This window comes from Tateyamaria armeniaca (genome assembly GCF_045797845.1).
Taxonomy (GTDB): Bacteria; Pseudomonadota; Alphaproteobacteria; order Rhodobacterales; family Rhodobacteraceae; genus Tateyamaria; species Tateyamaria armeniaca.
Genome location: NZ_JBHDIY010000002.1, coordinates 3,646,016 through 3,660,462, shown reverse-complemented (window position 1 = coordinate 3,660,462; position 14,447 = coordinate 3,646,016). Strand labels below are relative to the sequence as shown.

The 14,447-nt window shown below is 61.1% G+C and carries 11 protein-coding genes and 1 pseudogene; 7 read left to right on the top strand and 5 right to left on the bottom strand.

Translation table 11 applies throughout. The features are described from left to right. Positions 1-206 precede the first annotated feature (206 nt). Both ACERZ8_RS18605 and ACERZ8_RS18600 read left to right on the top strand, forming a co-directional pair. The gene (locus ACERZ8_RS18605) at positions 207-1,325 is read left to right on the top strand and encodes a CaiB/BaiF CoA transferase family protein (protein WP_407593656.1); all 1,119 of its coding nucleotides are present in this window, start codon (positions 207-209) and stop codon (positions 1,323-1,325) included. Then, positions 1,322-2,509, top strand: a complete 1,188-nt coding sequence (locus ACERZ8_RS18600; protein WP_407593655.1) for an FAD-dependent monooxygenase — start codon at positions 1,322-1,324, stop codon at positions 2,507-2,509. The genes ACERZ8_RS18605 and ACERZ8_RS18600 overlap by 4 nt, the downstream gene beginning before the upstream one ends. Here ACERZ8_RS18600 and ACERZ8_RS18595 read toward each other — a convergent pair. From ACERZ8_RS18595 to acs, 4 genes are all read right to left on the bottom strand, one after another. Beyond that, positions 2,506-3,519, bottom strand: a complete 1,014-nt coding sequence (locus ACERZ8_RS18595; protein WP_407593653.1) for a helix-turn-helix domain-containing protein — start codon at positions 3,517-3,519, stop codon at positions 2,506-2,508. The genes ACERZ8_RS18600 and ACERZ8_RS18595 overlap by 4 nt on opposite strands. A gap of 74 nt (positions 3,520-3,593) precedes the next feature. Beyond that, positions 3,594-4,319, bottom strand: a complete 726-nt coding sequence (locus ACERZ8_RS18590; RefSeq protein WP_407593652.1) for a hypothetical protein — start codon at positions 4,317-4,319, stop codon at positions 3,594-3,596. After that, entirely contained in the window at positions 4,298-4,825 is a 528-nt protein-coding gene (locus ACERZ8_RS18585) for a hypothetical protein (RefSeq protein WP_407593650.1), read from the bottom strand. Before ACERZ8_RS18585 ends, ACERZ8_RS18590 begins: the two co-directional genes overlap by 22 nt. Before the next feature lie 115 nt (positions 4,826-4,940). Beyond that, positions 4,941-6,893, bottom strand: a complete 1,953-nt coding sequence (gene acs, locus ACERZ8_RS18580) for an acetate--CoA ligase (protein WP_407593649.1) — start codon at positions 6,891-6,893, stop codon at positions 4,941-4,943. A 356-nt stretch (positions 6,894-7,249) separates the two neighbouring features. Here acs and ACERZ8_RS18575 point away from each other — a divergent pair, with 356 nt between their 5' ends. From ACERZ8_RS18575 to ACERZ8_RS18560, 4 genes are all read left to right on the top strand, one after another. Beyond that, entirely contained in the window at positions 7,250-8,344 is a 1,095-nt protein-coding gene (locus ACERZ8_RS18575) for an alcohol dehydrogenase family protein (RefSeq protein WP_407593648.1), read from the top strand. Positions 8,345-8,512: 168 nt separating this feature from the next. Further along, on the top strand, positions 8,513-9,529 hold the full coding sequence (gene dctP / locus ACERZ8_RS18570; protein WP_407593647.1) for a TRAP transporter substrate-binding protein DctP: 1,017 nt from the start codon (positions 8,513-8,515) through the stop codon (positions 9,527-9,529). A 70-nt stretch (positions 9,530-9,599) separates the two neighbouring features. Next, positions 9,600-10,229 carry a TRAP transporter small permease subunit gene (locus ACERZ8_RS18565; RefSeq protein ID WP_407593646.1) on the top strand — a complete coding sequence of 210 codons (630 nt, stop codon included), beginning with the start codon at positions 9,600-9,602 and terminating at the stop codon, positions 10,227-10,229. Beyond that, positions 10,229-11,629 carry a TRAP transporter large permease gene (locus ACERZ8_RS18560; protein WP_407593645.1) on the top strand — a complete coding sequence of 467 codons (1,401 nt, stop codon included), beginning with the start codon at positions 10,229-10,231 and terminating at the stop codon, positions 11,627-11,629. Before ACERZ8_RS18565 ends, ACERZ8_RS18560 begins: the two co-directional genes overlap by 1 nt. Here ACERZ8_RS18560 and ACERZ8_RS18555 read toward each other — a convergent pair. Then, positions 11,626-12,545, bottom strand: a pseudogene (locus tag ACERZ8_RS18555) (PHP domain-containing protein). The gene ACERZ8_RS18560 and the pseudogene ACERZ8_RS18555 sit on opposite strands and share 4 nt — an antisense overlap. A 235-nt stretch (positions 12,546-12,780) precedes the next feature. On the opposite strand from ACERZ8_RS18555, the gene glpD reads away from it, so the two are divergent. Continuing rightward, on the top strand, positions 12,781-14,382 hold the full coding sequence (gene glpD / locus ACERZ8_RS18550; RefSeq protein WP_407594314.1) for a glycerol-3-phosphate dehydrogenase: 1,602 nt from the start codon (positions 12,781-12,783) through the stop codon (positions 14,380-14,382). Positions 14,383-14,447 lie beyond the last annotated feature (65 nt).

The window sequence follows — 14,447 nt, the reverse complement described above, 5'->3', positions numbered from 1 at the left end:
TGAGTGCGCCAGTGTCTGTTGGTTGTGGCTTGCGCGTATCGAGCGGACGCGTGCCTTGCCTTGCGGAGACCTTTGGTGCGCTTGGGTCATCCGCTCTCAGCCTGCCATTGAAAGACTGAGCAGATCGCAAAACCGGAAAACGTGGCCTTGCACCCAGCGCGCGCTTTCTATCCAATCTCGAAAACAAAGCGCATGTTGGGGGTGGGATGCCGGGTCCGCTGGACAGTCTGAGAGTTGTTGAATTTGCCGGGCTCGGGCCTGCACCATTGGCGGGGCAACTGCTTGCCGATCTTGGGGCGCAGGTCACGGTGATCGACCGGGCATCCGCGGCAGCGGACCCAACTGATGTGAACCGGCGCGGCAAACGATCCGTGGCGCTGAACCTCAAATCGCAAGAGGGGCGCGCGCTGGCCCGCGCGGTGATCGCAGAGTCCGACATCCTGATCGAAGGGTTCCGCCCGGGCGTGATGGAGCGTTTGGGCCTTGGACCGCAGGAGTGCGCCGATACGCTGATCTATGGCCGGATGACCGGTTGGGGCCAGTCCGGCCCGCTGGCTCATGTCGCAGGGCATGACATCACGTACCTCGCGACTTCTGGCGTTCTGAGCCTGATGGGCAGCGCGGATGCGCCGCCGAAACCGCCCCTGAACCTCGTGGCGGATTACGGGGGCGGGACGATGTTTCTGCTTTACGGCCTGTTGGCCGCCGTCATTTCGCGCGGTGTCACGGGCAAGGGGCAGGTGGTCGATGCCGCCATGATCGATGGAGTCCCAGCGATGATGGGCCTGATCCATTCCATGATGGCGCAACGATCATGGCGCGATCCGCCGGGCACCAACTGGCTGGATGGCGGTGCGCCGTTCTATCGCTGCTATCGGTGTGCCGATGGGCGGGACATTGCCGTGGGCGCGCTTGAACCGCAGTTCTACGCGCTGTTGCTGGAGGGGCTTGGACTGCAGGGTGTCGACCTGCCAGCACAGAACGACAGGGCGGGTTGGCCAGTTCTTGCGGGCCGTTTTGAGGCAATTTTTGCAAGCGCCCCGCGTGACCACTGGGCCGCTGTCTTTTCGGGTACAGATGCCTGCGTCGCCCCCGTTTTGACGATTGAGGAGGCAGCGCAACAGCCGCACATGGATCAGCGCGGTGTTTACGTCGATGCGAATGGCGTGCGTCAGGCTGCACCCGCACCGCGGTTTTCTGCAACGCTCGTGGGTGACGTGCAGACACCGGGCGCAGCCGGTGCACAGACAGACGACGTCTTGTCCGAGCTAGGGTACGACGCCGCAGCGATCCAGGGTTTGCGCGCCAGCGGGGCGTTGACGTGAAGGCACTGATTGCGGGTGGCGGAATCGGCGGTCTGGCCAGTGCAATCGCGCTGCGCTTGCGCGGCTGGGATGTCACCGTATTCGAACAGGCCCCGGCGCTGAGCGAGATTGGTGCAGGCTTGCAGATTTCGCCAAACGGATGGCGCGTGCTGGCAGCCCTAGGCGTCGCGGAGCATCTGCATGGCATCGTGTTCGAACCCGAAGCCATCGAGATGCGGATCGGGCGAAACGGTGCGCGGGTGTTTCATCTGTCGATGCGCGGTTATGCACAGGAACGCTGGGGCGCGCCGTTCATGCATGTCCACCGGGCCGATCTGGTAACGGCCCTTGAACGGCGGCTGGAGGGGTTGCAATCGGGCGTGGTCAAAACCGGGCATGTGGTGCAGGGTTTTAAGCAAAGCGGCGACGGCGCGACCCTGCTGATGAACGATGGCACGGCGCAGTCGGGTGATATCGTGATTGGGGCAGACGGGCTACATTCGGTCATACGTACTCAGATGCTGGGGCCGGACATGCCGCGTTACACCGGCAACATCGCGTGGCGGGCTGTGGTGCCTGTTGACGCCCTTGGGGCGCGTACGCCGCCGCCAACCGCCTGCGTCTGGGTTGGACACAAACGCCATGCGGTGACAACGCGCCTGCGCGCCGGGACGCTGGCCAATTTCGTGGGCATGGTCGAAACAGACAAACCCGCCCCCGAAAGCTGGCGCGCAACAGGCAGCCGCGCAGATGCCCTTGCCGCATTCGAGGGGTGGGCCAATGAAATCCGCACTGTGATTGATCAGGCAGAAGTGCTGCACCGCTGGGCGCTGTTTGACCGCGCGCCCTTGCCGCGCTGGCATGAGGGACGTGTCGCCCTTTTGGGGGATGCAGCCCATCCGATGCTCCCTTCAATGGCGCAAGGGGCCGTGCAGGCACTGGAAGACGCATGGGTTCTGGCGGCAAGCCTTGATCAGCATGCCACACCCGATGCCGGGTTCGCCGCGTATTACGAACAGCGGATCGAACGGACAGCGCGAGTGCAAAAGGGATCTGCTGCAAATGCGCGCCTGTTCCATCATGCCTCACCCCTTGGTCGATGGGGATTTTATGCCCCTATGGGCATCGCGGCCCGGCTGGCCCCGGGCGCATTTCATGCACGCCAGGACTGGGTTTATGGCTTTGACGCGACCAAGGACGTTTAAGCGCGCAGGGCGGCCCGTACCGTTTTGGGGGTCTGGCCCGTCCACGTCTGAAAAGCGCGGTAGAACGAATTCGGATCGCTATAGGCCAACAAATAGCTGATTTCCTCGACCGTGAGGTCAGTGGTGGCAAGGTAGTGGCGCGCAAGGTCTTCGCGCGTGGCATCCAGCAGGGATTGGAACCCGGTGCCTTCGGACTTGAGATAGCGTTGCAAGCTGCGCGGGCTGAGGCGCAGCCGGGCGGCCGTGGCCTGAACACTCGCTTCACCGCCGGGCAGCATCTCGGGCAGGATGTTGCACACCCGCGCACTCATTGTCTGTTCTTCGTTCTGAGCCTGCATCTGGCGGCGAAACGCGGGCTCAAGCTGTGCCCATTGATCGGCATCTGCTGACAACAGCGGGCGGTCAGCGTCTTCGGCTGCGATACGCAATGTGGCCGCGACACCCGCGCTGATCCCGATTTCGCATCCCAGATAGGTTTCTATCTGCGCATGACAGGCCACACGCCCCGGCAGGGTGGCATGGCGCGGTACGATGTGGTGTCCCGTACAGGTGCGCATGGCTTCAGTCACAAAGACAAGTTCGGTCGCCGCAAAGGTATCGGGCAAAGGGTGGGCAGCCACATTCGACGATTTTGTGATGGTCAGCGCCCCGCTGTCCCCGCGCCTCAGTGCCAGATGCAACGGCCCGGTCAGCGGTTTGAACAGGGCAAGACGTTCCAACCCGACAGCGACGGTCGGGCTGCAGGTAAAGGCGTAGAATGATGGATTGAACGGCCCGCGCGCATAGGCCTGCCCCAGTATCAGCGGCGTGTCATCCCGACCTGCCTCGGCCAGCATCGCGTTCCACCCGGCAAAGAATTCAGCTGGAGTGACGCCGCGCCCTTCATGTTCCAGAAAATCGACCGGATAGTGCATGCGACGCATCACGTCGCGTGGATTGATCTGCAACAGACCGCAAAGCTGTTCGACGGTGCGGGCGATCTTGTAACGCATTTGGGTAGTGTCTGACATGGGCGCAGCATGAAACAGACATGCAGTACTGACCAGAGCCGTGGCGCGAAAAGAAAGACATGTGGCGTGATCGGTTAGCGTTTTTCGCTCGGTGTGTCGGGCGCCTCACTCTTCCTTCTGGCAGAAATACAGCGCGATATAGGGCGGCATGTTGTTGTGCGCCCGGCCACCGCCTGCCTCAAAGACACCTGCGCTGGCCCGCCCGACCTTGACCCCCTCGCTGATTGCGAGGCTGACACATTGAAGTACGGAACGTTGGTGCTTGTCCCCGCGTCTCGCCAACCCAGATCATTGGCGACGCTGACACGGGCGAGATCATGAGAATGCGAAGGGATTTGTGCCTCGCTCAAGGTGACTTCGGCCTCCCCGCCAAGCGTGCCAACCACCGGGTAGGCCGCCCCGGCCCCCAGAATGAACCGGTCCTTGGCCGGCTCGAACGGGACCCATCCGCTGGGGCAGGTCTTTTCGCCCTTGGCCGAGATATAGGGAACGATGGCGCGGGTGCCGGGGTGATTGCCGATGGCTGGCACGGCTGCGTCCTGCGATCCGTTCATACCCGCCGCGAGGGTTTCAATGCGCAAGGACAGCCCATCCAGTGCGTCCAGCCGGGATTCCAACGCCTCTATGCGCAGCCTTGCGTCTGCCAGTTCGTCCTGCGCGCGCTCAAGGCAGGCAAAGGCGCGAAACGCCTCTTGGGGTTGGTCGGCCTTCAGGTCCTCGCAATGCAGAACGGCCTGCGCCGCCGCGGGGGACGCAAACAGCGCCAAAGCGCCCAGTATCAGCCATGGGTTTGGTTGCATCTCAAAATCTCCGTCATGGTGCCATTGGCGTCGATCAGGCAGGATTGCAGGGTTGGCGGGGGTGCGATCAGCCCTTGGGCGACGTCGCGCAAGGACGTCCCCAAAATGGTCACCATCAGCGCGTTGACGGCGATCAGAACCACGGCGCACACCAGCGCCGCCAAACCAAGGCGCACAAGAAAGGGGCGCTTGCGACGTGTGTGCGACGTTGTTGGCGTATCGGGATAGATCAATTCCCAAAGGGCCGCTTCGCCTTCGCCCTTGTGCACCCGCGCACCCATGGAAAACAGGATCGCCTTGAGGTCGGGATCGTTTTCGTCAAACACACCCAACCGCTTGCGGATCACGCCAAAGCTGCGGCGGCGTTGCAGGTATTGTGGATCATCAAACAGCGCTGCGATCTCGCGCGTGACTTGCGCGTTGAACTCGGCCTTCTTGTCCGCCACGTCCTGATCATCAGCGGCGCTGATCAGTTCCTTGCGCAGGGTGAGCAGGTCAGAAATCATGTGTCAGGCAATGCTGTTACGATCAATAGACGGATCGTGACAGAAATTGCCGTTTTGCACAACTTTGACGATTAGGGCGGGGCAGCAGCCGTGGTGCGCCGCTGCCCCGTCATTGTCAGGATTTGTTCATCCGGTTCTCGATCAGATCCTCGACGACGGACGGATCGGCAAGGGTCGAAGTGTCGCCAAGTGCTCCGAAATCATCCTCTGCAATCTTGCGCAGTATGCGGCGCATGATCTTGCCAGAACGTGTTTTCGGCAGGCCCGGCGCCCACTGGATCAGGTCGGGCGAGGCGATGGGGCCGATCTCTTGCCGGACCCATGTGCGCAACTCTTTGCGCAACTCTTCCGAAGGCTCCTGACCGTTCATCAGGGTCACGTAGCAGTAGATGCCTTGCCCCTTGATGTCGTGCGGATACCCGACAACTGCCGCTTCGGCGACTGTGGCATGGGCGACCAGCGCGCTTTCCACTTCGGCGGTACCCATGCGGTGGCCTGAGACGTTGATCACATCGTCAACACGGCCTGTGATCCAGTAATCGCCGTCCTCGTCGCGCCGACACCCATCCCCGGTAAAGTAGTAGCCTTTGTAGTCGCTGAAATACGTCTTTTCGAAACGCTCATGGTCTTCCCAGACGGTCCGCATCTGACCTGGCCAGCTGTCAGCAATGACCAGCACACCCTCTACACCGTTGCCTTCGATGACCTCGGCACTTGTGGGGTCCAACACCAGCGGCTTGATGCCAAAAAACGGCTTCATCGCTGACCCGGGTTTCGTCGCATGTGCGCCGGGCAGGGGGGTCATCAGGTGGCCCCCCGTCTCGGTCTGCCACCACGTATCCACGATGGGACAGCGCCCGCCGCCCACCACGTTGTAATACCAATTCCACGCCTCGGGATTGATCGGCTCACCTACCGTGCCCAGCAGCTTGAGCGAGGACAGATCGGCCTTTTCCACAAAGCTGTTGCCTTGCCCCATCAGCGCACGCAAGGCAGTGGGAGCGGTGTAGAACTGTGCCACTTTGTGCTTTTCGCAAATCTGCCAAAACCGTGAGGCGTCGGGGTAAGTCGGCACCCCTTCGAACATTAGGGTGATGCCGCCATTGGCGAGCGGCCCGTAGACGATATAGCTGTGCCCCGTGACCCAGCCGACATCCGCCGTGCACCAATAGACGTCACCGTCATGGTAGTCGAACGTGATTTCGTGGGTGAGAGCAGCATAGACGATGTAACCGCCCGTTGTGTGCACCACGCCCTTGGGCTGGCCGGTGGAGCCGGAGGTGTAGAGGATGAACAGCGGGTCTTCGGCTGCCATTTCGACGGCAGGGCAGTCGGCATCGACACCTTCCGCGGCCTCGTGCAGCCAGTGATCCAGATCATCGCGCCACGCGATCTGCTGGCCGGTGCGCTTGACCACCAGACAATGGGTGTCGTGCATCACGTTGATCAGCGCCTGATTGACGTTGTCCTTGAGGTTGGTGACACGGCCCCCGCGTGGCGCGCCATCTGCGGTGATCACCACCTTCGCATCGCAGCCTGACACGCGCGCAGCCAAAGCATCAGGCGAGAACCCGGCAAACACGATGGAATGGATCGCCCCGATGCGCGTGCAGGCCAGCATGGCATAAGCGGCCTCGGGGATCATCGGCAGGTACAAAACCACCCGATCCCCCTTGCCGACACCCAATGATTTCAGCACGTTGGCCATTTTGCACGTCTCGGCGTGCAGTTGCTTGTAGGTGATGTGCTGCGCGTCATCCTCGGGGTTGTCGGGTTCCCAGATGATGGCCGTCTGATCGCCGCGCGTTTCAAGATGACGGTCGATGCAGTTGGCCGACACGTTCAGCGTGCCATCGGCATACCAGTTGATGTTGACGTTGCCGAAGTCGTAGGACACGTCCTTCACCTGCGTGTAGGGTTTGATCCAGTCGATGCGCTTGCCATGCTCGCCCCAGAAGGCCTCCGGGTCTTTGATCGAGGCCGCGTACATCTCGTCGTATTTCGCGGCGTCCACATGCGCGCGCGCCACTGTTTCGGCACTTGGGGCATAGGTTTTGCTATCGGACATGGGTGCTCCTCCGGTCGTCGTTCTGATCTGTTGGGATATGCGTTGACGACCCTCCGCCAATGCTGTGGCGGGGTGAACCGACACGCGGCCTCCTCCCAGTGGCGTGATCATACCCAATGTTGAAAAGATTGGAATAAAAGGCTGGATTAAAACGATTTTGTTGTGAAGGTTTTTGACCGCTGGCCATTGTATTGTAAATTTTTCCAGCGAAGTCTGGGAAATGGCCCTGATTTCGGTGCCTTGCCTGTCAAAACCTGTGGTGGCCCGATCCTGCGCGCTCAACGCTGGACGCCATCGCCATTGCTGTGCCAAGACCTGAGCGCGCCGCTGTTCCAGACCCAAGGATGCCACACGCTATGACTCTGCCAGACACCATGCATGCCTACGTGCTTCACCATCACGGCGATATGGACGCGCTGCAATTGCACACGGACTGGCCTGTTCCGGTGCCGGATGCCGACGAGGTCCTGATCCGGATCGGCGCGTGCGGGCTGAACAACACGGACGTAAACACGCGGGTCGGGTGGTATTCCAAAGCGGTCACGGATGCGACTTCGGGCGACGGGTTTGCAAGCGTCGATGAAGAGGACCCAAGCTGGGGTGGGGCGCCGCTGACCTTTCCACGCATCCAAGGCGCTGATGCGGTGGGCGAAGTGGTGGCCGTCGGCGCAAATGCCGATCCGGACCTGATCGGCAAACGCGTGATGATCGATTGTTGGCTGCGCGACTGGTCGGACCCGATGAACCGAGACAAGACCGGCTATTTCGGCAGTGAATGTGACGGCGGGTTTGCCCAGTTCACCAAGGTGGATCGGCGCAACGTGCATCCTGTCCAAAGCGACATGAGCGATGCAGAGCTGGCCACATTCTCTTGTTCCTATTCGACCGCCGAGGGGATGCTCGGACGCGCGGGTGTCGGCGCGGGCGACGTGGTACTGGTTGCGGGGGCGTCGGGTGGGGTCGGTTCTGCGCTGATCCAACTGGCCAAGCGGCGCGGCGCCACTGTGGTCGCGCTGGCGTCCCCCGCCAAACACGACCAGATGGCAGGGCTGTGGGCCGATGCGCTGCTGCCGCGCGCGCCCGAGAACCTCAAGGCGGCGCTAAGGGCCGCCATCGGACGCGATACGGTGTCCGTGGTCGCCGATATTGTCGGGGGCCCGTATTTTGAACAGATCATTGACGTGCTGGAACGCGGCGGTCGTTACACCTGTTCGGGCGCAATTGCAGGGCCGGTGGTACCGCTTGATCTGCGCACGCTTTACTTACGCGATCTGACATTTACCGGATCGACAGTGATCACGCCCGATATCTTTCCCGCGCTTGTGCAGTATATCGAAAGGGGCGAAGTAAAACCGTTGCTGGCGGCCACCTATCCCCTGGCGGAACTGAAGACCGCACAGCAGGCGTTTATCGACAAGGCGCATGTGGGCAATATTGTTGTGACGCCCTGAAGGGTGGGGCACAAAGCGGCGAATGTGGCCCGCCGCGACCCTAAAAATCAGGGGCAGCGGATCAACTGTGGCGCGGCGGGCGTGCAAGCACCTTGGCAAGCCACCTACCGCACGTTAGCTTCCGCCCCAAGCGGGTGACAAAACGCCCCGCATCTAGGGAGAAGATCAATGAACAAATTTGCTGTTGGCGCCGTGGTCGGCGCGATTTCCTGCACATTCGCGCTTGAGGCTGCGGCCACGGAATGGAATGTCTCGGTCTGGGGCAAACGCCGTGCCTTTACCGAGCACGTTGAAAAACTGGCTGAACTGGTGGCTGAAAAGACGGGTGGCGAGTTCACCATGAATGTGAGCTATGGTGGCCTGTCTAAGAACCGTGAAAACCTTGATGGCATTTCGATTGGCGCCTTTGAGATGGCCCAGTTCTGCGCCGGCTACCACGCGGACAAGAACCGGGTTGTCACCGTTCTGGAACTGCCTTTCCTCGGGGTTGAAAACCTTGATCAGGAAGTCGCCGTGGCCCGGGCCGTCTATGCGCACCCCGCCGCGACCGAAGAGATGGCGCAGTGGAACGCCAAGCTGCTGATGACCAGCCCCATGCCGCAATACAACCTTGTCGGCACTGGCGAGCCGCGCGATGAATTGGCCGAATTCGAAGGCATGCGCGTGCGCGCCACAGGTGGTCTGGGCAAAGCGTTCGAAGCGGTTGGTGGCGTGCCCACATCCGTGACCGCGACCGAGGCCTATCAGGCCATGGAAGGCGGCGTTGTGGACACAGTGGCCTTTGCCCAGCACGCGCACCTGTCCTTTGGCACGATCAACCAGGCGGACTGGTGGACAGCCAACCTGAACCCCGGCACGGTCAACTGCCCCGTCGTGGTCAACATCGACGCCTATGAAAGCCTGAGCGATGAGCATCGCGCAGCGCTCGACAGCTCGATCCCCGAGGCCATCGACCATTACCTCGCCAACTACGCCGAACTGCTTCAGCGCTGGGATTCCGTGCTGGAAGAAAAAGGCGTTCAAAAAGTCGAAGTCGCGCCCGAAGTGATCGCCGAATTCCAGTCGGTCGCAGGCAAGCCGATCCACGATGCGTGGATTGCCGACATGGAAGCGCAGGGCCTGCCCGGCCAGGAGCTTTATGACCTTGTCGTCAAGACACTGGCCGAAGCCAAAGGCGGAAGCTGATCCATTGCGGGGCCGCTTGACACACAGGCGGCCCTTGCCAATAAGAAGAATAAAAACAGGGGGATAGGTCATGGCAGGCTCTGCTGCGGTGCTTGAGGATTCCAGTCTGCTCAGCCGGTTGGATCGCGCACTTTTGCCGCTTGAAAGATTCTGCGCGCTGCTGAGCGGCCTTGCGATCTTTTCCCTCATGTTTCTGGCCGCTTATTCGGTGACGGGGCGCAAATTCTTTGCTTCACCGATGGCGGGCTATGTCGACTACATCGAAGCCGCGATGCCGATCATCGCCATCATGGGTGTGTCCTATGTCCAGCGCGACGGCACCCATGTGCGCATGGACATGCTGGTCAGCGCCCTCAAAGGGCGTGTGCTGTGGTTTTTCGAACTGGTCTCTGTGCTGCTGATCCTTGTGCTGATCGTCGCACTCACCTGGGGCGCTTATGAACATTTCGACCGCTCCTTTGATTGCGCCCGACCCCTGTGCAGCCGCGACAGCTCCATCGATATCGGGCTACCGATCTGGCCCTCCAAGCTGGTGGTTCCCATTGCATTTGCCATCCTGACTCTGCGGCTGCTGTTGCAGGCCTGGGGCTATGGGCGGGCGCTGGTGCTGGGGCTCGAAAACCCGGTGGCTGTGCCCATGAACCTGTCTGTCGCCGAACAGGCCCGGCTTGAAGCCGAAGCGCTGGAAGGGAACGACTGATGGAACCCATTGATATTGGCCTGTGGGTCAGTGGCGGTCTGCTGGTCTTTGTCCTCTTGGGCATGCGTGTGGCCTTTGCGGCCGGCCTTGCGGGCTTTGTCGGGCTTGTCTGGCTGCGCTGGAACGGGTTCGATTATGACCCCGCACGCTTCTGGAAAGCGGTCGAGATCAGCGTCAAGGTCGCAGGCCTCACCCCCCATTCCAAAGTGTCTGCACAAGTCCTCAGCCTCATCCCGGTCTTCATCCTCATCGGCTATCTCGCCTATTACGCAAAGCTGACGACTGCGCTGTTTGTGGCCGCCAAACGCTGGATAGCTTGGGTGCCGGGCGGTCTGGCGGTGTCCACTGTTTTTGCCACCGCAGGCTTTGCTGCAGTGTCTGGTGCCTCTGTCGCCACGGCGGCGGTGTTTGCACGCATCGCGATCCCCGAAATGCTCAAGATCGGGTACAACAAGGCATTTGCCGCCGGGGTTGTGGCTGCAGGGGGCACGCTTGCCTCGCTGATCCCGCCGTCGGCGATCCTCGTGATCTATGCGATCATCGTCGAACAGGACGTGGGCAAGCTGCTGCTCGCCGGGTTCATTCCGGGTGCGTTTTCGGCCATCGTCTATGCGGGGCTCATCATCGGCATTGCCATGGTGTTCAAAACTGTTGGCCCGCCAGTAGGTGGGTTCACATGGCGCGAACGGTTCGAAAGCCTGCCGCCCGCTTTGCCGATCTTTGCAGTTGTGATCATCATCATCTTCTTCGTCTACAACCCGTTCGGCGACGCTTGGGGCACCCCCACCGAAGGCGGGGCCATCGGGGCGTTCATCATCTTCCTCATGGCGCTCTATCGCGGCATGCGCTGGGCCGAGTTGAAGCGTGCACTGCTCGACACAGCCAAGCTGACGGTGATGATCTTTACGATCATCTGGGGCGTGCTGATCTATGTTCGCTTCCTCGGCTTTGCCGAACTTCCGGCGGCGTTTTCCGACTGGATCACCTCGCTTGAGATGTCGCCGATGCTGATCCTGATCTGCATTCTGCTGGGATATGCGGTGTTGGGCATGTTCATGGACGCCATCGGGATGCTCCTCTTGACGCTTCCAGTTGTTTATCCGGCGGTAATGGCGCTAAACGGGGGCGAATACGTTTCTGCCGCCGACAGTGCGTTCGGCATGTCGGGGCCGATGTGCGCGATCTGGTTCGGGATACTGGTGGTCAAGATGGCGGAGTTCTGCCTGATCACGCCACCCATTGGCCTCAACTGTTTCGTGGTGGCCGGTGTGCGTGATGATCTGACCGTGCAGGACGTATTCAAAGGCGTCACCCCGTTCTTCATCGCGGATGCGGCGACCATCGCGATGCTGGTCGCGTTTCCGGGCATCGTTTTGTGGCTGCCGTCGCTGGCGGGTTAGAACCGGATCGGATTTGACCACGCGCGTTTGCCTGCCGCGTCGATCACAGTGACGCGAATCCACGGGCTGTTGCGCAGCCGCTTGCGCGGCATCACAGCACGCGTCATGGACGATCCGTGTACGGCCGGAGAAACCGATCCGTGCCCTTGTACAACTATGACGCTGCAGGCGGAACAGGTGACAATCACTTCGTCCTCGGTCACATCGACACTGCGCAATTCGGGGCCTTGCGAGGCAAAGAAATCGCCCCGTTTCAGCGCGGCAAGCAACTGGCCCGGCTCGTTTGCTTCGGCCTTGACCATCACCCAGCCGCCAAAGGCGTCCGGTGCTTCGAAATGCGCATCATCCGTGGCGATCAGTGTTACATCGCGCCCCTCGGACATCAGCAGATCGGCCACATATGTGCCATCGGGCCGGTCACATTCCACCGCACAGCCGTGATTGTAGATTTCGACAGCATGAGCGGAGGTGATCGAGCGGGCGTCGTCCATCGTCATGCCGGACCACTGCGGATGGGCGATGGCGACAAAAGCGCCCGCAGCGACGGCGCGGGCTGCAATCTCGGGTCCGGTTTCCTGATCGGGGCGGGGGTGAAGTCGGGCGAATTGGACGGCGCAAAATCCGTCGGCAGACCGACCGCGAGAATGTGCCACAACTCGCCGTTTTCCATCGCGCCGGAATGCAGTTCGGCCCCGAGGATGGTGGTGAACGTGTCGTCCCGAAACGGCACCGTATCTGCGATCGGGTAGTCGAAGGGGCCAACAAAGTGATCGGTCAGCGCGATGAAGTCATAGCCTTCCGCCTTGTAGCGGCGGCACACTTCGGCCGCAGGCAAAGCCCCATCCGACAGGTCGGAATGGGTGTGCAGATTGCCACGCCAGAACGTGCCGGGGGCGGTGAAGGCGGACAGGCTCATTGCTGTGATCCTCGCATTGCGTGCTGCATTGGGTCGGCTGCGGGCCGAACACCTCACTTGTGGCACAACGCCAATCGCGGCGCGAGGGGTGGCTGCGCAAGGTCGATTGCAAACGCGCAAAGGCAAACGTGACACACCGCCCTAAATACGAATGTAAACTTGCACCTGCCGTGGTCCGTGCCTACTCATGACCTCGCCCATGCGGGCACGCATCAATGAACGCGAGGGGTATCCGATGGCCAAAGACATGGAAACCAAGACATACGATCTGTTCGTCATAGGCGGCGGGATCAATGGCTGCGGCATCGCGCGGGATGCAGCGGGGCGCAACATGAGCGTGGCGCTGGCCGAAATGAACGATCTGGCCTCGGCGACCTCTTCGGCCTCGACCAAGCTGTTTCACGGTGGCTTGCGTTATCTGGAATATTTCGAGATCAATCTGGTCCGCCACGCTCTTGAGGAACGTGAAATCCTGCTCAAAGCCATGCCCCATATCAGCTGGCCCATGCGCTTTGTGCTGCCCTACAGCCCGGATATGCGGTTCGAGGGCGAAACGCCGGTCTCCAAGATCCTCGCACGAGTCATGCCATGGATGAAGGGGCGGCGCCCTGCGTGGATGATCCGCCTTGGCCTGTTCATGTATGACAATCTGGGCGGGCGCAAAATCCTGCCCGCCACTGCAACACTGAACCTCGACACGGCCCCCGAAGGTGCGCCGCTGGTTGATACGTTCCATAAGGCCTACGAATATTCCGACTGCTGGATCGAGGATTCCCGCCTTGTCGTGTTGAACGCCCGCGACGCCGAACAGCGTGGTGCCCGCATCATGGTGCGCACGAAGGTCGAGGCCGCCAAGCGCGATGGCGATCACTGGTCCATCACGGTGCGCGATATCGAAAGCGACACGACCGAGGTGATCCATGCGCGCATGCTGGTCAATGCCGGTGGGCCGTGGGTTGGCGACATCATTCATGGCAAGCTGGGCCTCAAATCCAACGAGGGCGTGCGGCTGGTGCGGGGCAGTCACATCGTGACCAAGCGGTTGTTTGACCACGACAAGTGTTATTTCTTCCAAGGCACCGACGGGCGGATCATCTTTGCCATTCCTTACGAGACGGACTTTACCCTGATCGGCACCACCGATGCCGAACACCACGACCCGCATGTGCGCCCTGAATGCACCCCGGCTGAGCGCGACTATCTGGTCGATTTCGCCAACAGGTATTTCAAGCAGAACATCAGCACCGATGACATCGTGTGGACCTATTCCGGTGTGCGCCCGCTTTATGATGACGGGGCCAGCAGCGCGACGGCAGCGACGCGGGATTACACGCTCAAGGTCGATACGAAGGATGGCGCACCCATCCTCAACATCTTTGGCGGCAAGATCACGACCTATCGCAAGCTGGCCGAGGATTCGATGGACAAGATCGTGCCCTTCTTTCCCGGAACCTCCGGGCATTGGAGCGCGGGTGCGGCCTTGCCCGGCGGCGACTTTCCGGTGGATGGCGTGGATGGCCTGATCAAGCGGCTAAAGGGGGATTACGCCTTTCTCGATGCCTTTTGGGCGCGGCGTCTGATCCGCGCCTACGGCACGGATGCATGGGATGTGCTGGGTGATGCAAAAAGCGCCGAGGATCTTGGCGAAGGCTTTGGTGCGACACTGACCGCGCGGGAAATCGAATACCTTATGACATATGAATATGCCCGCACCGCCGAAGATGTCGTGTGGCGGCGCAACAAGCTGGGACTGCGGCTTTCCAAGGATGAAATCGCCGCGCTGGACACCTGGATGCAGGCGCATCGCAAAAAACGGCTGAAAGCGGGCACGGGATAAAAAGCCAAGCCTGACACATGCTTGACGCTGCCGTGGCAATCGGCAAGTGTTCAAGTCAGAAGTGC